This window comes from Tropicibacter alexandrii (genome assembly GCF_003667315.2).
Taxonomy (GTDB): domain Bacteria; phylum Pseudomonadota; class Alphaproteobacteria; order Rhodobacterales; family Rhodobacteraceae; genus Tropicibacter; species Tropicibacter alexandrii.
In genome coordinates this window covers 165,278-189,399 of record NZ_RCTZ02000008.1, presented here as the reverse complement: position 1 = coordinate 189,399, position 24,122 = coordinate 165,278, and the positions used below count along the sequence as shown (strand labels likewise).

General features: G+C 64.7%; 25 protein-coding genes. 9 read left to right on the top strand and 16 right to left on the bottom strand.

Going from position 1 to position 24,122, the window contains the following annotated elements; all coding sequences use genetic code 11:
- Nucleotides 1–54: 54 nt before the first annotated feature.
- Nucleotides 55–828, bottom strand: a complete 774-nt coding sequence (locus D8Z78_RS12795; RefSeq protein WP_121632942.1) for a ChaN family lipoprotein — start codon at nucleotides 826–828, stop codon at nucleotides 55–57.
- Nucleotides 825–1,703: an RNA polymerase factor sigma-32 gene (locus D8Z78_RS12790; RefSeq protein ID WP_121632940.1), complete on the bottom strand. Its 879-nt coding sequence runs from the start codon at nucleotides 1,701–1,703 to the stop codon at nucleotides 825–827. Before D8Z78_RS12790 ends, D8Z78_RS12795 begins: the two co-directional genes overlap by 4 nt.
- A gap of 200 nt (nucleotides 1,704–1,903) precedes the next feature.
- Here D8Z78_RS12790 and D8Z78_RS12785 point away from each other — a divergent pair, with 200 nt between their 5' ends.
- A complete protein-coding gene (locus tag D8Z78_RS12785) occupies nucleotides 1,904–2,779 on the top strand; it encodes a glutathione S-transferase (RefSeq protein ID WP_121632938.1) in 876 nt (291 codons plus the stop codon).
- Nucleotides 2,780–2,854: 75 nt separating this feature from the next.
- Nucleotides 2,855–4,366, top strand: coding sequence for a YifB family Mg chelatase-like AAA ATPase (locus D8Z78_RS12780; RefSeq protein WP_121632936.1), 1,512 nt, complete (start codon nucleotides 2,855–2,857; stop codon nucleotides 4,364–4,366).
- Here D8Z78_RS12780 and D8Z78_RS12775 read toward each other — a convergent pair.
- Genes D8Z78_RS12775 through rsmI form a run of 4 tightly spaced genes read right to left on the bottom strand, consistent with a single transcriptional unit; the run spans nucleotide 4,339 to nucleotide 7,438 of the window.
- Nucleotides 4,339–5,238: an alpha/beta hydrolase fold domain-containing protein gene (locus tag D8Z78_RS12775; protein ID WP_121632935.1), complete on the bottom strand. Its 900-nt coding sequence runs from the start codon at nucleotides 5,236–5,238 to the stop codon at nucleotides 4,339–4,341. The two genes, D8Z78_RS12780 and D8Z78_RS12775, sit on opposite strands and share 28 nt — an antisense overlap.
- Nucleotides 5,235–6,170 (bottom strand): glutathione synthase, encoded by a 936-nt coding sequence (gene gshB / locus D8Z78_RS12770; protein ID WP_121632933.1) that lies wholly within the window; start codon nucleotides 6,168–6,170, stop codon nucleotides 5,235–5,237. The genes D8Z78_RS12775 and gshB overlap by 4 nt, the downstream gene beginning before the upstream one ends.
- A gap of 60 nt (nucleotides 6,171–6,230) precedes the next feature.
- Nucleotides 6,231–6,572 (bottom strand): YraN family protein, encoded by a 342-nt coding sequence (locus D8Z78_RS12765; protein ID WP_338064684.1) that lies wholly within the window; start codon nucleotides 6,570–6,572, stop codon nucleotides 6,231–6,233.
- A 26-nt stretch (nucleotides 6,573–6,598) separates the two neighbouring features.
- Entirely contained in the window at nucleotides 6,599–7,438 is an 840-nt protein-coding gene (rsmI, locus tag D8Z78_RS12760; protein ID WP_121632929.1) for a 16S rRNA (cytidine(1402)-2'-O)-methyltransferase, read from the bottom strand.
- A gap of 108 nt (nucleotides 7,439–7,546) precedes the next feature.
- Between rsmI and D8Z78_RS12755 the strand changes: the two genes are divergently transcribed.
- Both D8Z78_RS12755 and D8Z78_RS12750 read left to right on the top strand, forming a co-directional pair.
- Complete coding sequence (locus D8Z78_RS12755; protein WP_121632927.1) at nucleotides 7,547–8,728, top strand: penicillin-binding protein activator; 1,182 nt, start codon at nucleotides 7,547–7,549, stop codon at nucleotides 8,726–8,728.
- A complete protein-coding gene (locus tag D8Z78_RS12750; RefSeq protein ID WP_121632925.1) occupies nucleotides 8,688–11,483 on the top strand; it encodes a [protein-PII] uridylyltransferase in 2,796 nt (931 codons plus the stop codon). Before D8Z78_RS12755 ends, D8Z78_RS12750 begins: the two co-directional genes overlap by 41 nt.
- Here D8Z78_RS12750 and D8Z78_RS12745 read toward each other — a convergent pair.
- On the bottom strand, nucleotides 11,480–11,914 hold the full coding sequence (locus D8Z78_RS12745; protein WP_121632923.1) for a hypothetical protein: 435 nt from the start codon (nucleotides 11,912–11,914) through the stop codon (nucleotides 11,480–11,482). The two genes, D8Z78_RS12750 and D8Z78_RS12745, sit on opposite strands and share 4 nt — an antisense overlap.
- Before the next feature lie 53 nt (nucleotides 11,915–11,967).
- Nucleotides 11,968–12,411 (bottom strand): hypothetical protein, encoded by a 444-nt coding sequence (locus D8Z78_RS12740; RefSeq protein ID WP_121632921.1) that lies wholly within the window; start codon nucleotides 12,409–12,411, stop codon nucleotides 11,968–11,970.
- 166 nt (nucleotides 12,412–12,577) lie between these two features.
- Between D8Z78_RS12740 and murJ the strand changes: the two genes are divergently transcribed.
- The 3 genes from murJ to D8Z78_RS12725 all read left to right on the top strand — a co-directional run bounded on the left by murJ (nucleotide 12,578) and on the right by D8Z78_RS12725 (nucleotide 16,747).
- A complete protein-coding gene (murJ, locus tag D8Z78_RS12735; protein WP_121632919.1) occupies nucleotides 12,578–14,122 on the top strand; it encodes a murein biosynthesis integral membrane protein MurJ in 1,545 nt (514 codons plus the stop codon).
- Between the two features lie 9 nt (nucleotides 14,123–14,131).
- Nucleotides 14,132–15,613, top strand: a complete 1,482-nt coding sequence (locus D8Z78_RS12730; RefSeq protein WP_121632918.1) for a phospholipase D family protein — start codon at nucleotides 14,132–14,134, stop codon at nucleotides 15,611–15,613.
- Nucleotides 15,614–15,679: 66 nt separating this feature from the next.
- Nucleotides 15,680–16,747: a calcium-binding protein gene (locus D8Z78_RS12725; protein WP_121632916.1), complete on the top strand. Its 1,068-nt coding sequence runs from the start codon at nucleotides 15,680–15,682 to the stop codon at nucleotides 16,745–16,747.
- Nucleotides 16,748–16,756: 9 nt separating this feature from the next.
- Here the strand turns inward: D8Z78_RS12725 and D8Z78_RS12720 are convergent, their stop codons facing one another.
- Nucleotides 16,757–17,458 (bottom strand): rhomboid family intramembrane serine protease, encoded by a 702-nt coding sequence (locus D8Z78_RS12720; RefSeq protein ID WP_121632914.1) that lies wholly within the window; start codon nucleotides 17,456–17,458, stop codon nucleotides 16,757–16,759.
- A 75-nt stretch (nucleotides 17,459–17,533) separates the two neighbouring features.
- On the opposite strand from D8Z78_RS12720, the gene trpS reads away from it, so the two are divergent.
- Nucleotides 17,534–18,565, top strand: a complete 1,032-nt coding sequence (gene trpS, locus D8Z78_RS12715; protein WP_121632912.1) for a tryptophan--tRNA ligase — start codon at nucleotides 17,534–17,536, stop codon at nucleotides 18,563–18,565.
- A 112-nt stretch (nucleotides 18,566–18,677) separates the two neighbouring features.
- Here the strand turns inward: trpS and D8Z78_RS12710 are convergent, their stop codons facing one another.
- The 5 genes from D8Z78_RS12710 to ruvC all read right to left on the bottom strand — a co-directional run bounded on the left by D8Z78_RS12710 (nucleotide 18,678) and on the right by ruvC (nucleotide 22,106).
- Nucleotides 18,678–19,052 (bottom strand): SpoIIAA family protein, encoded by a 375-nt coding sequence (locus tag D8Z78_RS12710; protein ID WP_164932956.1) that lies wholly within the window; start codon nucleotides 19,050–19,052, stop codon nucleotides 18,678–18,680.
- Nucleotides 19,053–19,128: 76 nt separating this feature from the next.
- Nucleotides 19,129–19,776 (bottom strand): hypothetical protein, encoded by a 648-nt coding sequence (locus tag D8Z78_RS12705; protein ID WP_420824317.1) that lies wholly within the window; start codon nucleotides 19,774–19,776, stop codon nucleotides 19,129–19,131.
- A 102-nt stretch (nucleotides 19,777–19,878) separates the two neighbouring features.
- Nucleotides 19,879–20,907, bottom strand: a complete 1,029-nt coding sequence (ruvB, locus tag D8Z78_RS12700; RefSeq protein ID WP_121632908.1) for a Holliday junction branch migration DNA helicase RuvB — start codon at nucleotides 20,905–20,907, stop codon at nucleotides 19,879–19,881.
- Nucleotides 20,908–20,955: 48 nt separating this feature from the next.
- A complete protein-coding gene (gene ruvA / locus D8Z78_RS12695) occupies nucleotides 20,956–21,621 on the bottom strand; it encodes a Holliday junction branch migration protein RuvA (protein ID WP_121632906.1) in 666 nt (221 codons plus the stop codon).
- Entirely contained in the window at nucleotides 21,618–22,106 is a 489-nt protein-coding gene (gene ruvC, locus D8Z78_RS12690; protein ID WP_121632904.1) for a crossover junction endodeoxyribonuclease RuvC, read from the bottom strand. The genes ruvA and ruvC overlap by 4 nt, the downstream gene beginning before the upstream one ends.
- Nucleotides 22,107–22,430: 324 nt before the next feature.
- On the opposite strand from ruvC, the gene D8Z78_RS12685 reads away from it, so the two are divergent.
- Nucleotides 22,431–22,637, top strand: a complete 207-nt coding sequence (locus D8Z78_RS12685; RefSeq protein ID WP_121632960.1) for a DUF1127 domain-containing protein — start codon at nucleotides 22,431–22,433, stop codon at nucleotides 22,635–22,637.
- 123 nt (nucleotides 22,638–22,760) lie between these two features.
- Here the strand turns inward: D8Z78_RS12685 and D8Z78_RS12680 are convergent, their stop codons facing one another.
- Together D8Z78_RS12680 and D8Z78_RS12675 are read right to left on the bottom strand one after the other, a co-directional pair.
- Entirely contained in the window at nucleotides 22,761–23,108 is a 348-nt protein-coding gene (locus tag D8Z78_RS12680; RefSeq protein ID WP_121632902.1) for a hypothetical protein, read from the bottom strand.
- A 99-nt stretch (nucleotides 23,109–23,207) separates the two neighbouring features.
- A complete protein-coding gene (locus D8Z78_RS12675; protein ID WP_121632901.1) occupies nucleotides 23,208–24,086 on the bottom strand; it encodes a 50S ribosomal protein L11 methyltransferase in 879 nt (292 codons plus the stop codon).
- Nucleotides 24,087–24,122 lie beyond the last annotated feature (36 nt).

The window sequence follows — 24,122 nt, the reverse complement described above, 5'->3', positions numbered from 1 at the left end:
TTCACTATGCCCAAGGCCCGCCAAGCCGCAACCCCGACCCGCAGCGCCCGAGCCTTAGCGGAACGCCTCGCAGGGATCGCCCCGGTCGACCGGATCGGCAAGCAATTCGGCGTCAAAGAGCCCGTGCATCGCCGACACCTCGGCCTCGGCTTGTCCGATCACGTAAACCGATACGTCCGGTGCAGCCAAGGCCAGCACCGCCGGGGCGCCCCAATCCTTGCGGGCATGGCCGTTGCCGGTGATCACCGCTACCGGTCCGCCGGTGCGCGCCAAGGCGTCGAGTGCCGCACGCGCCAGCGCGGCGTCCCGCAACCGCTGGATATCGACCATCATCGGCAGCATCTCGACCGGCAAGGCGTCGCAATGCGCAGCCATTTGCAAGGCTTCGCGCGCGGTCTGCTCCGCTTCGGGCAATGGCTGATCCAAACCGAACCGCGCCGTGTCGGTGCCAAAGACCTCCGCCAGCGGTTGCTCCATCAGCGCGCGGGCCTGGGCGCGCGGCACCGCCGCACCCAGATGCCGGGCGTTGCCTGCCGCGTCGAAAATCGGCGCATACATCGCAAAATCCGGCCAGCCGCTTTCGGCCCAATCGAGCGCCTCGCCCAAAGCCGCGCCGCGCAGGTCCGGTGTCACAAGCGCCGCCTGCTCGGGCGTCAGCATTTCCCAGACGACGGCGGCGGGCTGCACCGCCGCGACGATCTCGGCCTGTCGCGCGTGGTGGGCGGGGTTGTCATGCACCTCGCCGATAAAGATCAGGTCCACGGGAAAAGCCCCGGAGGCTTGCGCCATCGGGGCCATCATCATCGCTGCCAGCATAAAAGCTTTCATGCGAGAAAGTGTTGCACCTCGCCGCTCTGGGCTTCAAGCGCCTTGCGCATCTTGGTGAAGGCGGCGGCTTCGAGCTGGCGGACACGTTCCTTGGACAGGCCAAGTTCGGTCCCAAGGCTTTCCAGCGTGCGCGCCTCGTCCCGAAGCTTGCGTTCGCGCACGATGAAACGCTCGCGCTCGTTCAGCGACCCCATCGCCTCAACCAGCCAGTTGCGCAGTTGCGCCCGGTCATGGGTATCCTCGACGATCTCGGAGGCCTGTGCGCCCTCGTCCTCGATAGTGTCGATCCATTCGCGCCCCTCATCCTCGACGGACTGCGTCGCATTCAAAGAGAAGTCGGAGCCGGACAGACGCCCCTCCATCATCTCGACATCGCGCAGGGGCACGCCGATTTCGCTGGCGATCATGTGGCGCAACTGATGGCCATCCAGTTGCTCGCCAGCCGCTGCCGCCTCACGCTCGAGCCGCGCCTGAACCCGCTTCATGTTGAAGAACAGCGATTTCTGCGAAGAGGTCGAGCCCGTCCGAACCATGGACCAGTTGCGCATCACGTAATCTTGGATGCTGGCCTTGATCCACCAAACGGCATAGGTCGAAAAGCGCACGCCGCGATCCGGGTCGAATTTGTCGGCGGCCTTCATCAGCCCCAAGCCCGCCTCTTGGATCAGGTCGTTCATCGGGGCACCGTATCGGCGGAACTTCGACGCCATCGAGATCGCCAACCGCATGTAGGCGGTGATCAATCGGTGCAGGGCCTGCACGTCGCGCTCGTCGCGCCATGCATAGGCCAAGGCCAGTTCGGTCTCGGCATCGAGCAGTTCGGCCTTCATCGCCTTGCGGGACAGGCTCTGATCGGAAAAGGCATCAAGTGCCATTGGCAGCTCCCCGTTTTGTGGCACACCCCGCGTCAGGGGGTGCTTTACAGGGTCTACGCATGAAGCCGCCGATTGGTTCAGTATTTTTAAAGATTTTTTCGTCGTACCATCACGGGCCATGATCCCGGAGCGCACGAAAATGCATTTCCGACGGGGCGGATGCACGCCTAAGCTGCCCGTCGGTACATAAGGAGCGGTTCATGTCCTACAAGCTTTTCATCGGTGATTACAGCTATTCCAGCTGGTCCCTGCGCGGCTGGCTCTTGTTTCGGCGCTTCGGGATCGAAACCGACATCCACCGGATCGATTTCAGCACCGATGCCGCTTGGTCGGCGCTGGCCCCGCATGCCCCGGCGCGCACCGTGCCGACCTTCGTGACCGAGGATGGCGTGATCTGGGACAGCCTTGCCATCGCCGAGGAACTGGCCGACCGCCACCCCGAGGCCGGGCTGTGGCCGAGCGATCCGGGCCTGCGCGCGATGGCTCGCAGCCTCGCCGCCGAAATGCATTCCGGTTTCGCCACCCTGCGCAGCGATTGCCCGATGAACACGCGCACCGCCTATGGGGAGGTGCCGGTCAGCGATGCCTTGCGCGCCGATCTCGACCGGGTCGAGATGCTCTGGTCCCATGCGCTGTCGCGCTCTGGCGGGCCTTGGCTGGCGGGGACGTATTCCGTGGCCGATGCCTTTTTCGCGCCCGTGGCGGCGCGGATCGCCGGTTACGGCCTGCCGGTTGGGGACACGGCACAAGCCTATGTCGACCGCCATCTCGACGACGGCGCGTTCCGGCGGTTTCGCGCCATGGGGTTCGCCTGTGGTGAAACCCTGCAACGCTACGCCAAGCCCTATCCCACCCGCGACTGGCCCGGTCCGCGCCCGCGTGACGCCCGCCCGGGCGAGACCGGCACACCGGTCAACGCCACCTGCCCCTATTCCGGCGAGCCGGTGACGCATCTTATGGAACTGGACGGAACGATCTACGGGTTCTGCAACGCTTTTTGCCGCGACAAGACGGTCGCCGATCCCGAAGCCTGGCCCGCCTTTGTCGATCTGATGCAGACTGGCGGAAAAGGTTAAGAAACCGCGAAGGCGTTAACCTGCCGGTAACCATGGCGGGCCAATCCTGCCTCGGTCACTTCATCCGAGGTTCCCATGGTTGCCGTTGCCTACACCGTTGCCTTCGAAGGGGTCGAGGCCCGCACGGTCGAGGTGCAATGCGCCGTCACGCCGGGCCTGCCTGCCTTTTCCATCGTCGGGCTGCCCGACAAGGCCGTGTCCGAGGCGCGCGACCGGGTCCGCGCCGCGCTCGCCTCGCTGTCGATCGCGCTTCCGTCGAAGCGGATCACCATCAATCTGTCGCCGGCCGACCTGCCGAAAGAAGGGTCGCATTTCGACTTGCCCATCGCGCTCGGCCTGCTGGCCGCGCTGGAGATCCTACCCAAGGATGCCATCGCGCAGACCGTGTCGCTGGGCGAACTGTCGCTGGACGGCGCCTTGGTCGCCGTCACCGGCGCCCTGCCTGCGGCCATGACCGCCGCGAACGAGGACCGCGACCTGCTGTGCCCCCGCGCCTCCTCGCCGGAGGCCGCCTGGGTCGAGGCGTGCCGCGTCTTGGGCGCGGGCAACCTCATTGAAATCGTGCAACATTTTTCCGGTCAGAACGTCATCGCCCCTGCCACCGCCGGAACCGTGCAGGCCGAGACGACGCATCGCGACCTGCGTGACGTCAAGGGTCAGGAACGGGCCAAGCGCGTGCTGGAAATCGCCGCCGCCGGACGCCACCACATGATCATGATCGGCACCCCCGGCGCTGGCAAATCCATGCTGGCCCGCCGCTTGCCGGGGATCCTGCCGCCGCTGACGCCCATCGAGGCGCTGGAAACCTCGATGATCCATTCCATCGCGGGCATCCTCAAAGAGGGCGGCATCTCGCGCGACCGTCCGTTTCGCGACACGCATCACACCGCCTCGCGCGCCTCGATCATCGGTGGCGGGCGCGGGGCCAAGCCCGGCGAGGTCAGCCTCGCCCATAACGGCGTGCTCTTCATGGACGAATTGCCCGAGTTCCAGCGCGATGTTCTGGAAACCCTGCGCCAGCCGATCGAGACCGGCGAGGTCATGATCGCGCGGGCCAATGCCCATGTCACCTATCCCTGTCGCTTCCTGCTGCTGGCCGCTGCAAACCCTTGCAAATGCGGCTACATGACCGATCCGGCGCAGGCCTGTTCGCGCGCACCGAATTGTGGCGAGGATTATCTGTCGCGCATCTCGGGTCCATTGATGGACCGCTTTGACCTGCGGATCGAGGTGCCGCCGGTCTCCTTCTCCGACCTTGACCTGCCCCCGTCGGGGGATAGCTCGGCCGTGGTCGCCGCCCGGGTCGCCGCTGCCCGCGAGGTGCAGGCCCGTCGCTTCGAGGCGCATCCCGACTTGCGCACCAATGCCGATGCCGAAGGCGCCCAGCTTGAGGAAATCGCCCGCCCCGATGCGGAAAGCAAGGACCTGCTGTCGCGCGCCGCCGACCGGTTCGGCCTGACCGCGCGCGGCTATCACCGCATCCTGCGCGTCGCCCGCACCATCGCCGACCTCGACGGCGCCGAGACGCTGCGCAAGCCACATGTCGCCGAGGCGCTGTCCTATCGCTTGCTGTCGTCGAGGGACTGAGCCACGAACCGCGCCAGCCGACGCAGGCTGTCGCGTGCCTCGGGGATGATCCCGTCGAGCAGGTGCCAGACATGCGGCGCATCTTCCAGCGCCTCGACCTGCACATCGGCCCCGAACAGGCGCAGCCGGTCGGCCATGCGCAGCGTGTCATCCGCAAGGATTTCCGTCATCGAATAGTGCAGCATCACCGGCGGGCAATCGGGGAACTCGGCGTAAAGCGGCGAGATGCGGGGGTCGTGGGCCGCCTCGACCGAGACGGCGTGACGCGCCAGTTCGGCGATGCGCGCAACCGGCAGCAAGGCATCCGTGCCCGCATTGCGGCGAAGACTGTCGCCGGTCAGGGCCAAGTCGGTCCAAGGCGACAGCGCAAAGGCCGCCGCAGGCGGTTCGCCCGTCTGGCAAAGATGCGCAAGCAGCGCCAGCGCCAATCCGCCGCCCGCAGAATCGCCCCCGACGACGATGTCCCGCGATGCGTAACCTAACTCGCGCAAGCGTCGCCATGCGGCGCAGGCATCCTCGAACGCGCCGGGGAAGGGTGTTTCGGGGGCCAGCCGGTAGACCGGAGCGCAAATCTCGACCCCCGCGAGACGCGACAGGCGCGCCAGCATCGGGGCGTGGGTCCATGGGCTGCCGACGATGTAACCGCCGCCGTGGAAATACAGGATCGCCTTGCCCGGCCGGGATGGCCCGGACGAAATCCAGTGAAGGCCGCCGGGCCGGACGATGTGGCGCGTGAAAGGAACCGGCCGGAACCAGAATGCCGCGCTGGCCTCGAACCGGGTCCGCGCCTTGGCCACGTCCTGCACGCCAGACAGGATCTTGGGCACCGAAAGCCGCAAGACCCTGTTCATCGCGCGCAGGCGACGGCTCATGCCAGCTTGGCCTCGATCGCCTCCCAGATCCGGGCGGCGACGTTGATGCCGTCGAAACGCTCCAGTTCCTGAATGCCGGTGGGCGAGGTCACGTTGATTTCGGTCAGGTAGTCACCGATCACGTCGATCCCGACGAAGACCTGCCCCTTTTCGCGCAAGGTGGGCCCGATGGCAGCGCAGATTTCGCGGTCACGTTCCGTCAGGCCGACCTTTTCCGGGCGCCCGCCCACATGCATGTTGGAGCGCACCTCGCCTTTTGCCGGGACGCGGTTGATCGCGCCAACCGGCTCGCCATCGATCAGGATCACGCGCTTGTCGCCCTTGCTGACATCCGGCAGATATTTCTGCACGATCAGCGGCTCACGCGAAAAGCCGGTGAACAGTTCATGCAGCGAGGAGAGGTTGCGGTCATTCGCATCGAGGCGGAACACCCCGGCGCCACCGTTTCCGTAAAGCGGCTTGAGGATGACATCGCCGTGCCTTTCCTTGAAGCCCTTGATCGTCTCCAGATCACGGGCAATCGTCGTGGGCGGCGTCAGTTCGGGAAAGTTCAGAACCAGCAGCTTTTCGGGGAAGTTGCGCACCCAGAACGGGTCATTGACCACCAGCGCCTGCCCCTGCAACCGGTCAAGCAGATGTGTGGTGGTGATGTAATGCATGTCGAAGGGCGGGTCCTGACGCAGCCAGATCACGTCCATGTCCGCGAGGTCCACATGCACGCGATCCCCCAGAACGGCAGGCGCGTCGGCGACCCGCTGCACGGTCATCCAGTGCCCGCGTGCGGTGATGCGCCCCTCTTCGTAGGCGAGTTGATCCGGCCCGTAATAAAACAGGTCGTGACCGCGCGCCTGCGCCTCTTCCGCGAGGCGAAAACTGCTGTCAGCGTTGATATTCACCCCGGTGACCGGGTCCATCTGAAAGGCGATCTTCATCCGCGTCCCCCATTCTCTTGGCCCATATGTGGCGCAACGCCGAGGGAAGGGCAATGCGCGTCACGCGCAGATCGCGTTCTCGATCACCTGAAACTCGCCGCGCGCATTGACCAAGGCCACGTCGAATCGCATGTCCGTCAACGCGCCGCGCGGTTCACCCCCAAGGAATTCCTCGGCGGCGTGCTGAAGGCGCATGACCTGACGCGCCGAAAGATGGGACGCTGCCGAAGCAAAGTCGCGGCTTTGCTTGACCTCGACGAAAACCAGCCCCTCGCCATCGCGCAGCACAAGGTCGATTTCCCCGCCCTGCCCGCGCCACCGACGCGCCGCAACGGCAAATCCGCGACGTTCATAATCGGTCGCGATGCGCTGCTCTGCCGCCTCGCCCGCATAATGGCTCATCCGTCCCCTGTGTCGCCTGATCGCCATCATTCGTCCCTTCCGGAAAGCCGCATTGCCAATTGATAGACCGGGCGCCGTTTCACGCCGAAGCGGGTCGAGACGTAATCCGCCGCATCCCGAACCGACATCGTTTCCAGCGCCTTGTTCACCTCCTGTTCTAAATCCAATTCCCTAACGGTTCCTGAATCGCCTTTGCCGATCAGGACGACGATTTCACCCTTTGGCGGATTTTCCGCATAATAGTCGGCCAAGTCCGACAAGCTGCCTTGCCGCACCTCTTCGAATCTCTTGGTCAACTCCCGACAGACCGCCGCAGGCCGATCGCCGAGAACCTCTTCGGCGTCCGCCAGCATCGCGCCCACCCGCCTTGGAGATTCGTAGAACGCCAACGTCGCCTCGACCGCGGACAGACCGCGCAGCGCGGTTTTCCGCGCGCCCTGCGCATTCGGCAGGAATCCAGCAAACAGGAACCGGTCCGTCGGCAGGCTGGCCAGCGTCAGCGCCGTGACAACCGCCGACACGCCAGGCGCAGTGGTGACGGCAAGGCCCTCGGCGCGCACGGCGCGGGCCAGATCGAACCCCGGGTCAGAAATCATCGGCGTGCCCGCCTCGGAGGCATAGAGCACCGACTTGCCCGCCGCGATCTCGGCCAAAATCCGCGGGCGCATCTTTGCGCCATTATGTTCATGATAGGCCAGCAAGGGGCGATCCGCGACCGGCACGCCATGCAGGTCCATCAGGCGGCGCAAGGTCCTCGTGTCCTCCGCCGCCAGCACATCGGCCGACGCGAGCATGTCCAGCGCCCGCAAGGTGATGTCGCGCGCATTGCCGATCGGTGTGGCGACAAGGTACAGGCCCGGCGCCATTTCGCTCTGTTCGGTATTCGCCACTGGACCCCTCAATCTGCTTGTGTATTTTCGCACGCAATCTCGCCCGGCCCGAGCCGTGCCCGAATATACGAGGGAGTTCCACCCATGTTTGCCGTTTCGTTCCGTGCGCGCAAGGCCCTGCGCCCGATTGCCGTTGCAGCAGCCCTGCTTGCCATAGCGGCTTGCGAGCCGATTTCCCTGACCACCGGCGCAGGCGGGTCCGGCCCCCGGATCGATCCGGCCAAACCCATTCAGGTGGCGCTGCTGATCCCGCAATCCGATGCCGAGGTCGCCCCCGTGGCCCAAGCCTTGGAAAACGCGGCGCGTCTGGCCATCCAGGAACGCGAAGGCGTCGAGATCGACCTGCGCATCTACGATACGGCCGGTGTCGCGGCCACCGCCGCCGCCCAAGCCCAGCGGGCGGTGGATGAGGGTGCCAAGATCATCCTTGGCCCGCTGCGTGCCGAGGCCGTCAACGCCGCAGGCCTTGCGGTTGCCGACGAGGGCATCAACGTGCTGGGCTTCTCCAACAACGCCTCGATCGCCGGGGGCAACGTCTTCATCCTTGGTGAGACGTTCGCGAACGTCGCCGGGCGCCTGATGAGCCATGCCAAGAAGACCGGCAAATCCAGCGCGGTGATCGTCTATTCCGACGATGTCGCTGGCCAAGTGGGCAAGATCGCGTTCGAGCAGGCTGCCACCGTGAACGGCATCCGCGTCGTCGGGTCCGAAGGCTATGCGCTGTCGGTCGAGGGCGTGTCTGCCGCCGCTCAGCGCGCCTCGAACGCGGTGAAGTCCGGCAACGCGGATCTGGTCTTTCTCACGCCCGAGGCGCAGAACGCCGCGACGCCGATGCTGCTGAACCAGTTGCCGGCCAATGGCGTCGACCCGAGCACCGTCCAATACGGCACGCTGGCCCGGCTTGACGTGCGGCCCGACCTGTATTCGGTGCCCGGCGCCGACGGGATCTGGTTCACCGTGCCCGACGCCACCCGTCAGCAGGCCTTTGCCGGGCGCTATGCCTCGGCCTATGGCGCCAGCGCGCATCCGCTGGCGGGGCTTGCCTATGACGGCGTTTCGGCAATCGCGGCCCTGGCCGAGCAGGGGCGCGGCGATGCGCTGACGGGCAAAGCCCTGACCTCGGCTTCCTTTACGGGCACGGGCGGTGTATTCCGTCTGCTGAGCAATGGCACGAACCAGCGCGCGCTGGCGATTGCCACCGTGAAAGACAACCAGATGGTGATCCTTGACCCTGCCCCCAGCAGCCTCTCCGGCACGGGCTTCTGAGCCGGAAACCGACAAGTCGGAGCTGATCGCCCCGGCGGCGGATATCTTTGACATCGACGGCATCAGGGCGGAGCTTTTCGCCGCCCTGACCGCTGGCGCGGCGGAATCCGAAATCCGCAAGCTGGCGGTCGGCATTCTTGGCCGGGCGCGCGATGCCGGGCGCGAGGTCATCGCGACGGCCTTTGCCGCCGAGCCCTTCGGCTCGCGCCGCACCACGCGATCCTACACCTACCTGACCGATTGCATCGTCCTGCTGGCCTTCGAACTGGCGACGCAGCATCTTCACCGGCTTGCCAACCCGACCGAGGCCGAGCGGCTGTCGGTGCTGGCCGTGGGCGGCTATGGCCGGGGCGAGATGGCGCCCTATTCCGATGTCGACCTGCTGTTCCTGACCCCCTACAAGATCACCCCATGGGCCGAAAGCGTCATTGAATCGATGCTTTACATGCTCTGGGACCTCAAGCTGAAGGTCGGCCATTCCTCGCGGACGATCCGGGATTGCGTCCGCCTCGGCGGCGAGGATTTCACGATCCGCACGGCGATGCTGGAATGCCGCCACCTCACCGGCGACGAAAAGCTGGCCGAAGACCTCGACAGGGCGCTGTGGAAGGACCTGTTCAAGGGCACCGAGCGCGAATTCGTCGAGGCCAAGCTGGAAGAACGCGACTCCCGCCACGAAAAGCAGGGCCAGCGCTACATGGTCGAGCCCAACGTCAAGGAAGGCAAGGGCGGCCTGCGCGACCTGCAATCGCTGTTCTGGATCATCCGCTATGTGCACCACACCGACGACGTGTCGGAACTGGTGGGCAAGGGTGTCTTTCTGCCGGACGAATACGAGACCTTCGTTCAGGCGGAACGCTTTCTTTGGGCCGTGCGGTGCCACATGCACTTGGTGGCCGGGCGCGCCGTCGAGCAGCTGACCTTCGACATGCAGGTCGATGTGGCGAGCCGCATGGGCTACAATGACCGCTCGGGGCGGCGCGGCGTCGAGTGGTTCATGCAGGCCTATTTCCACCATGCCACATCCGTTGGCGACCTGACCCGCATCCTGTTGACCTCGCTGGAAGCCGACCACACCAAGGGCGCGCCCCTGCTGGAACGCATCTTCAAGCGGCAACCCAAGGTCAAGGACGGTTACAAGGTCATCCACGGGCGTCTTGCCATCGCCGATGACGCGGCCTTTCTGTCGGACAAGCTGAACCTGTTGCGACTGTATGAAGAGGGTCTGCGCACCGGCCTGCTGATCCATCCCGAGGCGATGCGGCTGGTCAAGGCCAACCTGCACCTGATCGACAAGGAGTTCCGCGAGAACCCCGAGGCGTCAAAGCTGTTCCTCGACCTGCTGCTGAAACACGGCAACCCGGCGCGCGCGTTGACGCGCATGAACGAGCTGGGCTTCCTTGGCACCTTCATCCCGGAATTCGAACCCATCGTGGCGATGATGCAGTTCAACATGTATCACAGCTACACGGTGGACGAGCACACCATCCAGTGCATCTGGCACCTGTCCGAGATCGAGCATGGCAACCTGACCGAGGAACTGCCCGTCGCCTCGACCATCCTCAAGGAAGGGGTGAACCGCCGTATCCTGTATGTCGCCCTGCTGCTGCACGATATCGGCAAGGGCCGGGACGAGGATCACTCGATCCTTGGGGCGCGGATCACCCGCGCCGTCGCCCCGCGTTTGGGTCTGAACAAGAAAGAGGCCGAGACCGCCGAATGGCTGGTCCGCTATCACCTGCTGATGTCGGACATGGCGCAGAAACGCGACATTGCCGACCCGCGCACCGTGCGCGACTTTGCCAAGGCGGTGCAGACCCGCGAACGGCTCGACCTGCTCTGCGTGCTGACGGTCTGCGACATTCGCGGCGTTGGCCCCAGCGTCTGGAACAACTGGAAAGCGGCGCTGTTGCGCGCGCTCTACCGCCAGACCCGGCGCGCGCTGGAAGGCGGGATGGAAGATCTCAACCGCGAGAACCGTGGCACCGAGGCGCGCAAACTGCTGCGCGAAACGCTGTCCGACTGGGAGGGCGGCGACCTGCGCCGCGAGACGACGCGCCATTACCCCCCCTATTGGCAGGGCCTGCATGTCACCGCGCATGTGATCTTTGCGAGGCTGCTGCGCGACATCAAGGATGACGAGATCAAGATCGACATCCACCCCGACGAGGACCGCGACGCCACCCGCGTCTGCTTTGCCTTGCAGGACCATCCTGGCATCTTCTCGCGTCTGGCCGGGGCACTGGCGCTGGTCGGTGCCAACGTTGTCGATGCGCGCACCTTCACCACCAAGGACGGCTATGCCACGGCGGCCTTTTGGTTGCAGGATCAGGACGGCCATCCCTATGAAAAAACGCGCATTCCGCGCCTGAAGGACATGATCCTGAAGACCCTGCGCGGCGAGGTCGTGACCCGCGATGCGATCCGGCCCAAGGACAAGCTGAAGAAACGCGAAAAGGCGTTCAAGGTCCCGACGCATATCACCTTCGACAATGACGGTTCGGAAATCTTCACCATCATCGAGGTGGATACGCGCGACCGTCCCGGCCTGCTCTATGATCTGACGCGCACGCTGGCGAACCTGAACATCTACATCGCCTCGGCGCTGATCGCGACCTATGGCGAGCAGGTGGTCGACACCTTCTATGTCAAGGACATGTTCGGGCTGAAGCTTCACAGCCAGCCCAAGCGCGACCTGATCGAACGAAAGCTGCGGGCGGCCATCGAAGAGGGCGCAGAACGCGCCTATGGCTAGTGCGGCGCCGACAGGTGCTGCTCGACCCAGAGGGAGGCCGGGCTGGTCGGGGTGATGTCGATGAAGCTCATCGCCTCGTCCATGGTCCGGAACACGCCGACGCGTGACGGCGTGTTGCCTTCGGTCATCGACTGGAACATGCGCGACATGCCGTAGGCCGTGTCAGTGGGGGCAAAGATCGCGGTGCGCGAAGTGGCGGCGCGCATCTGGTAATGGCTCTGCAACTCGGTGGCGAGGCCCATGAGTTCCTTGAAGAACACGTTGCGAAACTCGAAATCACGCAGGTTCATCAGCACGTGTTGCGCGCCGTCGAAATCGGGATGGCGGCTGTAGTCGACAAAGCTTTGCACGTGCTCGGCCCCCGTGACATCGCCCCGCAAGGAGACCCAGACAAAATTCCATTGTCGACAAATCTCGAAATCTACCGGCATGCCTATGCTCCCTCCGCTCCCGGACCTGAGAAACGTTCAAAGATGCCGTATCGTCAACCCGCAAAATCCCGGCGAGTCCTTTCCAGATGTTCGGCAATCGCCATGCGTTCGAGCGGGTCCCGCTCTAGAAAACCCAAAGCCTCGGACTCCGTGCGAAACACCCCGACCTGCGCCGGGTTTCGGCTTTCGACCGTGCTTTGATACATGCGCCCGATGCCGAAATTGACATCCGAGCGCGCCCAAAGCACCGAACGCCCGGCGGGGCTGCGCCGCAAATACCAAGGGGTCAGGCGCCGGGCGAGGTGCAGGATGTCGTGAAACCCGCTTTGCGCAAGAGTGGAATGGTTGAGGTCGGCCAGCACATCCATGTCGGGCCGGAAGTCCGGCGACTCGCCGCACCGATCCAGCGCGTCGGCGACATCATCCACGGTCAAAACCCCCTGAAACCGAAGCACAGCCAGCCCGAGTTCCGGATCGATGACATGGGTAATGGGCATGCTCACTTTCCTAAAAAGATTACTTTTACGGCCACGTTAACAATTTACGTGCCATCCACAACCATAGAGTGTCAAAATTGGCCGAGAATGCCCTGCCCCCCGCCGCCTCTATCCAAATCGCTGCGGTTCGGCTAATCCCGTGCACGGCAGACAGGCAGGGCAGGACATGAAACCCATCAAGCTGATTTCCGGCGTCATGACAGTCGGGTTCTGGACCTTGGCCAGCCGGGTGCTGGGCGTGGTGCGCGAGGTGATGATCCTCGCCCTGATCGGCCCCGGTCCGGTGATGGATGCCTTTGTCGCGGCCTTCCGCCTGCCCAACATGTTCCGCCGCTTCTTTGCCGAAGGCGCGTTCAACGCCGCCTTCGTGCCGATGTTTTCAAAGAAATACGAGGGCGGCGAGGACCCGATCGGTTTTGCCCGCGATGCGCTGAACGGGCTGGCGCTGGTGCTGATGATCCTGACCGGGCTGGCGCTGATCTTCATGCCCGGATTGGTCTGGGCGACGGCGGGCGGCTTTGCCGGGGATGCGCGGTTCGACCTGACCGTGGGGTTCGGCCGGATCGTCTTTCCCTATATCCTGTTGATTTCGCTGGCGGCGTTGTTTTCCGGTGCGCTGAACGCGGCCGGGCATTTCGCCGCCGCCGCCGCCGCGCCGGTGTTCCTGAACATCTTCGTCTGCACCGCGATGGCCGTGGGTTATTGGCTGGGACAGGAGGTCATCTGGTGGCTGATCTGGACGGTGCCATTGGCCGGTGTCGCCCAACTCGCGCTGGTCTGGGTCGCCGCGGAGCGCGCAGACATACGTCTGCGGCCCGGTCGCCCGCGTTGGACCCCCGACATGAAGCGCCTGCTGATGATCGCCGTGCCAGCGGCACTGGCGGGGGGCGTGATGCAGGTCAACCTGTTGGTAGGCCAGCAGGTGGCCAGCCATTTCGACAAGGCGGTGGGCTGGCTCTATGCCGCCGACCGGCTGTACCAGTTGCCGCTGGGCGTGGTCGGCATTGCCGTCGGCATCGTGCTGTTGCCCGACCTGTCGCGCCGCCTGAAGGCGCAGGACGACAGCGGCGCGCGCAACGCGTTTTCCCGCGCAGGGGAGCTGAGCCTTGCCATCACCCTGCCCTGCGCCGTGGCGCTGGTGGCGATCCCGCTGCCGCTGGTCTCGGTCCTGTTCGAGCGGGGCGCGACCACCTTTGCCGATGCGCAGGCCATGGCGCTGGCGGTGGCGGTCTACGGGCTGGGCCTGCCCGCCTTCGTCCTGCAAAAAGTTCTGCAGCCGCTGTTCTTTGCCCGCGAAGACACGCGCAGCCCTTTCCGATACGCCGTCTGGGCCATGGTCATCAACGCCGCCATCGCCATTGGCCTTGCCCCCGTCATCGGCTGGATCGCCCCCGCCATCGCCACGACCGTCGCAGGCTGGACGATGGTGGCGCAGCTTGCGCTTGGGGCGCGGCGCATGGGGGACGTGGCGCGGTTCGATGCGCGGTTCTTCAGCAGGTTGCGGCGGATCACGCTGGCTTCGGCCCTGATGGGCGCCGCTTTGTGGGGGGCGCAGGAACTCATGGCTGACCTTCTGCGTATGCCTGTCGTGCGCTACGCCATGCTTGCGCTTCTGATCGGGATCGGCATCGTGGCCTATGCCGTGGCCGGGCAATTGGTGGGGGCCTTCAGCATGGCAGAGTTGCGCGGGATCGTGCGCCGCCGCAAATAAGGAGACGACATGACCGTCACAGCACTCATCACCGCCGAGGAAGGCTTTCCCGCCTTGGAACGCCTCGTCGCCTCGGCGCGCGAGGAGTTGCTGATGTCGTTTCGGATCATCGACCCGCGCACCCGTCTGCGGGCGCGGGAACTGACGGAACTGGGGCTGGAAACCTGGGCTGACCTGATTGCTTGGGTGACCCGGCGCGGGGTGCGCCTGCGCCTGCTGATCGCCGATTTCGACCCGCTCTTTGCCCGCGACCTGCACCGCAATGCGTGGCTGTGTGCCTCGGGCTTTGCCGATGTCGTGCAGGGCGATGCCCAGATCCTCTGCGCCCCACATGGCCAACGCGCCGGGGGCCTATGGCAAATGATGCTGCGCGGCCCCATCCGCCGCGCCCTGACAGAGCTGCAATCCGAGGACCCGGTCAAGCTGACCCCGGTCGAGCGGCTGTTTCTCAAGGCCGGGCCTGTGCTGCGCCCCGTCACCCTTCACCAGAAATTCGCCATCGTCGACGGCCGCGCTTGCATCATCGGCGGTCTCGACGTCAACGAGCGCCGGTACGACACGCACGCGCACGACCGGCGGGCCGACCAGACGTGGCATGATGTGTCGGTGCACGTGGCCGATGACGACTTCGCGTCCTCTCTGGCAGGGCATTTCGCCGATTGCTGGAACGCCGCGATCGACTGCGATGCGGCCTCGCTGGCCGAGCGCGCGCTGAAGATGCAGACCAGCACCCGCGCTCAGGGCCGGACGGACCTGCGGGTGCTGCGCACATTTTCCGCGCCCTGCTCCGGGGCCGCGCGCCTGTCGCCCAACACGCGGATCACCGACCACGAAACCGCGATGATCCGGCTGTTCGACGAGGCCGAGCGGTTCATCTATTTCGAGACCCAATTCCTGCGCCACGCCCCCCTGACCGAGGCGCTGGTCCGCGCCGCCCAGCGGGTGCCCGACCTGCAACTCGTGGCCCTGCTGCCTGCGGCCGCCGACCGGGTCTTGTTCGATGGCGACACCAGTTGGGATGCCCGTCAGGCGCATGGCCTGCAAATCAGCCAACTGGAACAGTTGCAGGCGGCGTTTGGACGGCGCATGGCGCTTTTGACGCCCGCGCAGCCCCGCCCCGCCGATGCCGAGGGTCCGGCCATCGACAACGCCGCGCCGATCTACCTGCATTCCAAGGTCACGCTGGTCGATGACACCTCCGCGATGATCGGATCTGCCAACATGAACGGGCGTTCGATGCGGTGGGATATCGAAGCCTCGGCGCTGATCCGCGACCCGGACTTCACCAGCGGGCTACTGGACCGCTTCGGCCGGAAATGGATAGGGCGCGACGGCACCGACCTGCGTCAGGCCGCGACGTGGCAGACGCAGGCGGAAACGGATGCGGGCGAGGCCCCGGACGCCCGCAAGGGCTATGTGCTGCCCTTCCCGATGGCCGCTGGAAACCGGTTCTCGCAGCGACTGACATTCCTGCCGAAAGAGATGTTCTGACGCCGGGCTTCTTTTTCGACAGCATTTGTCGTATTTGTTTCCCGATTTGATGACGAGGAGACAGATATGGCCATTCGCAACGGAACATCTGGCAACGACACCCTTATCGGAACAGTGGACGCCGACCTGATCAACGGATTCGACGGCAACGACACCATCTCGGCAGGTGACCGCGACGACACGGTCGATGGCGGGGACGGAGATGATACGATCAATGCCGGCAATGGCGACGACACCGTCTTTGGCCAAGGGGGCGCGGACCAGATCGAAGCCGGGATCGGCAATGACTCACTGGACGCGGGTCCGGGGGTCGATACCTTGCTGGTGGGGGTGTATTCCAGCCTGCTCAGCGGTCCGACCACGATCAACCTGAACCTCACCACCGTTCAGGCCACCGGTGCGGCCGGGAACGACTATTACATCGGTTTTGAGAACGTGACCTTTGATCAGGTCACGGACTTCAAACTGATCGCAACGCCGCGCGCCAACCTGATCGACGGCTCCGACAGCAGCGGCGACGACAAGATCCTGAGCATCGGCGGCAATGACACGGTCATGACCGGCGGTGGCAATGACACGGTTGGTGCGGGTGCGGGCGACGACAGCGTCATGGGTGAGCAGGGCAATGACCGGCTGTACGGAGCCATCGGCAACGACACGCTGGATGGCGGCACCGGTAACGATCTGGTCAGTGGCCAGCTGGGTGATGACTCGTTGATTGGCGATGATGGTGACGACGTGATCTTCGGCCAAGACGGGGCCGATACGATGTATGGCGGCGCAGGCCGTGACGTGCTGACCGGCGGCGGCGCCGATTTCGACGTGGATGTGTTCGAATACAACAGCATTGCCGACTCGACCGTGGGCGCGAACCGGGACGTGATCCGCGACTTCGAGCAAGGCTTTGACGTGATCGACCTCAGCGGCGTCGATGCGCAACAATTCGTAGGCGGCGATCAAGCCTTTGACTTCATCGGCAGCAGCGGCTTCTCTGGCAGCGCGGGCGAATTGCGCGCAGTCACCATCGGCAACAAGACCGTCATTCAGGCCGATGTGGACGGCAATGGCACATCGGACATGGACATCCTGCTGAACGGGGCGATCATCCTGACCGCTGCGGATTTCGTCCTGTGACCCGGTCGGTCAGCGCCTGCGCAGGGCGCTGACCAACCGCCCCCAGCCGCCGGGCACAAGCAGGATCGTCAGGCCGAATCCCACCGCGAACCCGACGAGATCGGCGAACCATTCGGTCGAGGCAAAGCTGCTGAACGCGCCGAACACCAGTTGCAGCCCCATCAGCACCCCGATCAGCATGAAGGCGCGAAAGCGCGGCGCGCCCTGTGCCTCCAGTTTCAGGAAAAGCAGGTAGGTAAAGGCCCCGATCAGCCCATAGGCGCCGGGGAAAGCACCGACCAGCAGGCGCGTGTCGCTCAGGATCAGCCCCCAAGCCAAGGCTCCCAGCACCGCTCCCGCGAAAAAGATCAGCAGCACGCGCGCCTGTCCAAGGCTGTCCGCCACCACCTTGCCCACCGCCAGTGTAATCACTGCACCGAACAGCGCATGGCCAAAGCCGCCATGCAGGAACGGATAGGTCACAAAGCGGCGCAAGCCGTCCAGCGGGTATTGCCCGCGCTCGATCATCCAGTCGAAATAGCTGCCGGAAAACCCGTACCCTTCGAAGGCCGCGATCCGCCAGCCCACGGCGCTCGGCCCACCGATCAGCCCCTGTGCGCCCAGCCAGAACGCGGCTTCTACCCCGATCATCAGCAGCGACAGCGCCCAGACGATGGGCGGCACGGTATTGAACGGGGCCTCTTGGTGGGGGGCCTTCTGCATCGGGTCCATGGCTTTGCCTTCCTTGACGCGCCTCAAGCCCCTCGCTAAGCCAAGCGGACCCAAATTTCCAGACGGAGAAAGCCCATGACCGAGGGGGTCCAAACCTCTCCCGCCTTCACGCCGCGCGTCTTCTCGGGGATCCAACCCTCGGGCGGGCTGACGCTTGGCAATTACCTTGGCGCGCTGAAGCGTTTTGCCGACAGCCAGAACAAGGGTGTCGAGTCGATCTTCTGCATGGTCGACATGCACGCGATCACCGTCTGGCAAGACCCGGACGCCCTGCGCCGCCAGACGCGCGAGCTGACCGCAGGGTTCATCGCCAGCGGCGTCGATCCGGAAAAGTCGATCCTGTTCAATCAAAGCCAGGTCAGCGCCCATGCCGAACTGGCTTGGATCTTCAATTGCGTCGCCCGCATGGGCTGGATGCAGCGCATGACCCAGTGGAAGGACAAGGCCGGCAAGAACCAGCAGAACGCCTCGCTGGGCCTGTTCGCCTACCCGGCGCTGATGGCGGCTGACATTCTGGTCTATCACGCAACCGAAGTTCCGGTGGGCGAGGACCAGAAACAGCACCTCGAACTGACCCGCGACATCGCGATCAAGTTCAACAACGATTTCGGCGTGGATTTCTTCCCCATCACCGAACCCAAGATCGAGGGCGCGGCAACCCGCGTCATGTCGCTGCGGGACGGGTCCAAGAAGATGTCGAAATCCGATCCCTCGGACATGAGCCGGATCAACATGACCGACGATGCCGACACCATCGCCAACAAGATCCGCAAGGCCCGCACCGATCCGGATGCGCTTCCGTCCGAGGCCAAGGGGCTGGAGGATCGGCCCGAGGCGCGCAACCTCGTCAACATCTACGCCGCGTTGTCGGACATGACCGTCGATCAGGTCCTGACGGATGTGGGTGGCAAGCAGTTCTCGGAGTTCAAGCCGATGCTCTCCGATCTGGCCGTCGAAAAGCTGTCGCCGATTTCCATGGAAATGGCCCGGCTGATGGAACATCCCGACGAGATCGACGCCATCCTGCGCCGTGGCGCAGAACGGGCCCGCGCGATCGCCAACCCGATAATCGAGCGAACCTTTGAAATCGTCGGCATGATCCGCTGAGCCAGCGCGCACGCGCCCCGGGCCTGCTCCGGGGCCTCACACCCAAATACGAAAAGCTGGGCGGACCGGGGCACACACCCCCCGGTCCGCCCTCTTCGGCTTGGGTCTTCCCCTACCCACGCACGAAGGGATCGGCTATCCAGGCCCGCGCCTTGTCGAGATCGGCCAAGTCAAAAAGTCGCAACCTCGTCTTGGCCTGCCCGCCCATGGCGCGCACGACCGGGCTGAACCAACCGATCCCGGACACCACGGCCACATGACTGACTTGGGACAGCTGCCATGTCTCCGGCGCCGGGCCGGGCAAGAGCAGGCTTGGGTCCAGCCCGTCGATATGCCGTGTGACCTCGATGATCCGCACGCTCCGATGCCGGGCGGCAAAGCCCGACAGGGAGTTGAAGACCGAGTCGTAGTCTTCGCGGCTGACGTGACCGGTCACGGTGAATTCCACCGTCCGGCTCTCCGGGTACTCGACATAAGTCAGGGCCAAGGGGCAGACGTCCTTGATCGATATTTGGCAAATTGGCAGCGCCCCAGATAGCAGCTTGAGGCGAGGTTAACCTCGATCAGGAATGCGGCGAATTTGAGGCAATTCTGGCGAAAATTCGCAGGGCATGGCTGGAGTCCGTCGCAACATGGGGCAATTCGGGCGCGTAGGCGGCGCGGATCACCGCGCCGATCTCGGGCCGCAGCACCACATGGCCATTTTCCAGCCGCCCCAGCGGGGATTTCTGGCCAAAGGCAGCGTCGGACCACAACAGCATGGATTGCACGACCTGGCTCAGCGCCAGCGTCTCGGCGGGCACCTTGCTCAGTTCCTCATCCATGCGGATGAAGATGAAGCAGGCGCGGATTGCCCCCTGCGGATCGAAGCGGAAGACCCGGTACTGGTTCGCCTCAGCCGCCTTCAGACGCTCGACAAGCGGCGCGAGCCCCTCGACCAGCCGATCAAGATCAGGCACCTCGGTCAACTCGTCCCAGTCGCGAAAAAAGAAGACCATGACATTGGCACCCAGTTCGGGATCGGTCTCGGCCATGTGATGCCCCGCCATGGCACAGAGCGCCTCGAACGCGCCCTTGACCATGCCGATTGTGCTGTCCTCGACCCCGAAAACGATCGGCGCGATGGGCCGCCCCCAGCGCGCGCACAGGAACTGGCCGTCGCTGCGGGTGAACAGGGCTTCGATCTCTTCTGGCGTAATCAGGTCGGTCATCTCGGGCCTCCGTGTCTCACGCGCCTCTTGCCATGTCTGCCAGCCGATGCCTATCCCCCCTAACGCAACAGGCCGGGGCCGTGCCTCGCCCCGGCGTCCGGGTCATTTCCCGAACAAATCCGCCTGCCCGGGTGGCCGCGGGGCGGCCATGCCAAGATGCGTCCACGCCTTCTGCGCCAGCATCCGTCCGCGGGGTGTCCGCTGGATCAACCCCTGTTGCAGCAGGTAGGGTTCGATGACTTCCTCCAGCGCATCGCGGCTCTCGCTCAGCGCGGCGCTGAGCGTCTCGATCCCCACCGGCCCGCCTGCATAATTCTCGGCGATCAGCTTGAGATAGCGCCGATCCGCCCCGTCGAGCCCAAGATCGTCCACGCCCAGCCGGGTCAGCGCGTTGTCGGCGAGCTTTTGCGTCACCACGCCGCCCCCTTCGACCACGGCGAAATCGACCACGCGGCGCAACAACCGGCCCGCGATGCGGGGCGTTCCCCGCGACCGGCGCGCAATTTCGAGCGCCCCGTCGCCCTCGACGCGCACGCCCAGCTTGACCGCGTTGCCCGCAACGATGGTTTCAAGTTCGGGGATGGTGTAGAAATTCAGCCGCGTCGGGATCCCGAAACGGTCCCGCAGCGGCGTGGTCAACAGCCCCAGACGCGTGGTCGCGCCCACCAGCGTGAAGGGCTGCAACTCGATCCGGACGGTGCGCGCGGCCGGGCCTTCGCCGATCACGAGGTCCAGCTCGAAATCCTCCATCGCCGGATACAGGACCTCTTCGACCGCCGGGTTCAGCCGGTGGATTTCGTCGATGAAGAGCACGTCCTTGGCTTCGAGATTGGTCAGGATCGCGGCAAGATCCCCTGCCTTGGCCAGAACCGGCCCGGAGGTCATGCGAAAGCCCACGCCCAATTCGCGCGCCATGATTTGCGCCAGCGTCGTCTTGCCCAGTCCGGGCGGTCCATGGAACAGCGTATGGTCCATCGCCTCGCCCCGCGAACGGGCCGACTGGATGAAGACCTTGAGATTCGAGCGCGCCTCGGCCTGTCCGACGAAATCGTCGAGCATCTGCGGCCGCAGCGCGCGGTCCCGGTCCTCGGGCAGCGGGTCTGGCCGCAATGTGGGGTCCGCGTCGATCATGTGCCCTCCTGAAAGTAGGATGGGTGATCACCCATCCTACCCCATGTCTCATCCCTTCGGTGCCAGCAGGCGCAGCGCCGCGCGGATCAGACCCGCGGTATCCGCGTCCGGCTCGGCGCCCGCAGCCTCGGCAACGGCCGAGGCCGCCTCACCGGGCGCATAGCCGAGATTGCCGAGCGCGGAAAGCGCCTCGGCCTGCGCGGAGGCATTCGGGCGCGGGCTGGCCGGAGCCTTTGGCACCGCGATGGTTTCGACAAGCTCGGTCGGCCCGGCCTCGGTCGGTGCGGCCCCTGCTGCGCCCATCGCCATCACCGTGGGGGCTTTGTCCTTCAATTCGTTGACCACGCGCTGCGCGGTCTTCGGCCCGATCCCCCTTGCCGCCTTCACGGTGCCCCAGTCGCCCAAGGCAATCGCGCGGCTGACCCCGTCCGGGCCAAGCGTTCCAAGGATCGCCAGAGAGGCCTTTGCCCCCACGCCCTGCACGCTCATCAGCAGCCGGAACCATTCCTTCTCGACCAGCGTCGGAAAACCGTAGAGCTGCAACAGGTCCTCGCGCACGAGCAGGTCGGTGAACAGCGCGGCCATATCCCCCGGGCCACCCAGCCCCGCGAGGACGCGGTCCGAGCAGAACACGACATAGCCGACCCCCCGAACGTCGATCAGCACGTGGTCCAATGTCTTGTAGACGATCTGTCCCGCAATCCGTCCGATCATGCCCTGACCTTCATTCCCGGTGCCTGCGCATGATGCGCGTGGCAGATCGCAATGGCCAGTGCGTCCGCCGCATCGGGGCCGTTCAACTCGACCCCCGGCAATTGCATCTTGACCATGTGCTGGACCTGCAGCTTTTCCGCGTGGCCTACACCCACCACCGTCTTCTTGACCTTGTTGGGCGCGTATTCGCCCACATCAAGTCCAAACTGCGCCGGCACCAGCAAGGCAATCGCCCGCGCCTGCCCCAGCTTCAGCGTCGCAACCGCGTCCTTGTTGACGAAGGTCTGTTCGACGGCTGCGGTCGTGGGCTGAAACTGCGCGAATATCTCGGTTAACTGGCCATGCAACCACAAGAGCCGCCCTGCCAATTCACCTGCCGACGAGTGAATCACCCCGTTCGCGACATGGCGCAATCGACCGCGTTCCGCGTCGATCACCCCCCATCCAAGGTTCCGCAACCCCGGATCAATGCCCAATACCCGCATGGATGCCTGCTTTTGTTGTTATTTCGCCACGACTAGCACGAAACCAGAACAAAGACCAAGGTTAATCCCCTTGGGCCGAAAAACGACACACCGTGCGGCACTGTCGACACGTGTCCAAAAACGACGTCTGAAAACGTCACTCGGTCCGGTGAAACCGACACCGATTCAGGCGGAAATTTGCCAATTTTTAGAGAAGCTTAACGCGATTTTCTGCTATGCAGCATGAGCATATGACCCATGCAATTTGTGCCGCTTGTCCGGGCGATTTGCGCATTCTATGTGCGCTTTGTGAACAAGAGCCGCCCCACGTCAAAGGAGACAGACATGGCTGCATTCGATACTTCCCGCCCCTATGCCACGACTGGCTCCGCCAGCCGCATCGGCGCAATCTTCCTTGCCGCGTTCGGCGCCTTCGGCGCATGGAACGACGCGCGTCTGACCCGTCGTAGCCTGTCGGCCCTGACCGACCGCGAACTCGACGATATCGGCCTCGGCCGTGGCGACATCGACCGGGTGTCCAGCCGCTTCTGAGAGCCGCTTTAACCAAAGCAGAAGGCCGTGGTCCCGGGCGGGATCACGGCTTTTTTGTGTCTGCATCTGTTACGAAAAAACCGGCCCTGCGGAACAAGGCCGGTCGTCGGAAACGTGGAACGTTCAGTGCATCAGGGGCGAAAGCAGCGCCGCACCCTTGGCCGTGACCGGATCGACCTGCATGACAAACGCGCCCGCGCGTTCGACCGTGGACCCCTCGCGCAGCTGCGCCAGATGGCTTTCGTAAAGCTCCGGTCCCAGCCAGGACAGGGTCAGAACCTTGAGAACCATGAAGGCGACGGCCACCCGCAGCAGCACGCTGCGCCCAACGCTGCCCGTTTTGCTGTCGGGCTGTTGGACAATCACACCGCTGGTCTTGTCGAGCTTGTTCACATATCCGCGCGCCATCCGGCTGTGCTTGCGCGTGATCGCCGACTGGCGCTTGCGGAATTCGTCGAGGGTGTTTTCCATGGCAGCTACCTATACTCCGGCCCCCACCGGATATGCTTATGGATAGGCGCGAAATGTGGCGGAACTTGGGCATTTGCCCCAGTTTTTGCGCAAAATTGGTTAAGCTCCGCCAGATTTGCGTAGCGTCAGCGTCACCCAATCCCCGATCACGTCACGGCGCACCTGCGCGATCCCCTGCGAGGCATAGACCTCGACGACCTCGTCGGCCTGCCGGGTCAGGATCCCCGACAGGATGGCGTATCCGCCCGGCGCCAGATGGCTCGCCATGTCGGGGGCCAGATCGATGAGCGGCTGTTTCAGGATGTTGGCAAAGACCAGATCATAGGGCCCGCGGGCGTGCAGGTCGTCATGGCCAAAGCCCGCCGCCTCGACGCAGACAACCCGGCCCTCCATGTCATTGGCGCGTACATTGGCCTCGGCGACCTCGACCGCGACCTGATCGATGTCGGATGCAATCGCCGGGTTCGGGAAGATGCGCGCAGCCCCCATCGCCAGCACCGCCGTACCACAGCCGATATCGGCCACGTTCTGCCCGACAAAACCCTCGCCCGCGAGCCGATCCAGCGCTTCCAGACAGCCTTGCGTGGTGCCGTGATGCCCGGTGCCAAAGGCCATCGCCGCCTCGATCAGCAACGGCTCGGAGCCCTCGGGGATCTTGTCGGCGTCGTGGCTGCCATAGACGAAGAACCGCCCGGCGACGACCGGGGTCAGTTCGCGGCGGACCTTGTCGACCCAGTCCTCGTCCGGCACCTCGGAGACGACGAACGGCTGGGCCTGAAACGCGGCGGCGAGCAGCGCCAGTTCGATATCGTCGGGCTGTTCAAGGAAATAGCCGCCGACCTCCCACAGGCCCGAGCCGTCCTCGATCTCGAACACGCCGACGCCGGTGGGCTCGACCTCCATCTCTTCCAAGGCCTCGCCCAGCGCCTCGGCGCGGGTCTTGTCGTTCAGCTTGGTAAAGGCGGTATAGGTGGCCATCTGGGTGTCTCCTTTGTCACGGCTCCCTTAGCGCCT

Bases quoted from the DNA above. Each gene is read 5' to 3' on its own strand.
- D8Z78_RS12795 (WP_121632942.1), bottom strand. From the start codon at position 828: ATGAAAGCTTTTATGCTGGCAGCGATGATGATGGCCCCGATGGCGCAA.
- D8Z78_RS12790 (WP_121632940.1), bottom strand. From the start codon at position 1,703: ATGGCACTTGATGCCTTTTCCGATCAGAGCCTGTCCCGCAAGGCGATG.
- D8Z78_RS12785 (WP_121632938.1), top strand. From the start codon at position 1,904: ATGTCCTACAAGCTTTTCATCGGTGATTACAGCTATTCCAGCTGGTCC.
- D8Z78_RS12780 (WP_121632936.1), top strand. From the start codon at position 2,855: ATGGTTGCCGTTGCCTACACCGTTGCCTTCGAAGGGGTCGAGGCCCGC.
- D8Z78_RS12775 (WP_121632935.1), bottom strand. From the start codon at position 5,238: ATGAGCCGTCGCCTGCGCGCGATGAACAGGGTCTTGCGGCTTTCGGTG.
- gshB (WP_121632933.1), bottom strand. From the start codon at position 6,170: ATGAAGATCGCCTTTCAGATGGACCCGGTCACCGGGGTGAATATCAAC.
- D8Z78_RS12765 (WP_338064684.1), bottom strand. From the start codon at position 6,572: ATGAGCCATTATGCGGGCGAGGCGGCAGAGCAGCGCATCGCGACCGAT.
- rsmI (WP_121632929.1), bottom strand. From the start codon at position 7,438: ATGGCGCCGGGCCTGTACCTTGTCGCCACACCGATCGGCAATGCGCGC.
- D8Z78_RS12755 (WP_121632927.1), top strand. From the start codon at position 7,547: ATGTTTGCCGTTTCGTTCCGTGCGCGCAAGGCCCTGCGCCCGATTGCC.
- D8Z78_RS12745 (WP_121632923.1), bottom strand. From the start codon at position 11,914: ATGCCGGTAGATTTCGAGATTTGTCGACAATGGAATTTTGTCTGGGTC.
- D8Z78_RS12740 (WP_121632921.1), bottom strand. From the start codon at position 12,411: ATGCCCATTACCCATGTCATCGATCCGGAACTCGGGCTGGCTGTGCTT.
- murJ (WP_121632919.1), top strand. From the start codon at position 12,578: ATGAAACCCATCAAGCTGATTTCCGGCGTCATGACAGTCGGGTTCTGG.
- D8Z78_RS12730 (WP_121632918.1), top strand. From the start codon at position 14,132: ATGACCGTCACAGCACTCATCACCGCCGAGGAAGGCTTTCCCGCCTTG.
- D8Z78_RS12725 (WP_121632916.1), top strand. From the start codon at position 15,680: ATGGCCATTCGCAACGGAACATCTGGCAACGACACCCTTATCGGAACA.
- D8Z78_RS12720 (WP_121632914.1), bottom strand. From the start codon at position 17,458: ATGGACCCGATGCAGAAGGCCCCCCACCAAGAGGCCCCGTTCAATACC.
- trpS (WP_121632912.1), top strand. From the start codon at position 17,534: ATGACCGAGGGGGTCCAAACCTCTCCCGCCTTCACGCCGCGCGTCTTC.
- D8Z78_RS12705 (WP_420824317.1), bottom strand. From the start codon at position 19,776: ATGACCGACCTGATTACGCCAGAAGAGATCGAAGCCCTGTTCACCCGC.
- ruvB (WP_121632908.1), bottom strand. From the start codon at position 20,907: ATGATCGACGCGGACCCCACATTGCGGCCAGACCCGCTGCCCGAGGAC.
- ruvA (WP_121632906.1), bottom strand. From the start codon at position 21,621: ATGATCGGACGGATTGCGGGACAGATCGTCTACAAGACATTGGACCAC.
- ruvC (WP_121632904.1), bottom strand. From the start codon at position 22,106: ATGCGGGTATTGGGCATTGATCCGGGGTTGCGGAACCTTGGATGGGGG.
- D8Z78_RS12685 (WP_121632960.1), top strand. From the start codon at position 22,431: ATGGCTGCATTCGATACTTCCCGCCCCTATGCCACGACTGGCTCCGCC.
- D8Z78_RS12680 (WP_121632902.1), bottom strand. From the start codon at position 23,108: ATGGAAAACACCCTCGACGAATTCCGCAAGCGCCAGTCGGCGATCACG.
- D8Z78_RS12675 (WP_121632901.1), bottom strand. From the start codon at position 24,086: ATGGCCACCTATACCGCCTTTACCAAGCTGAACGACAAGACCCGCGCC.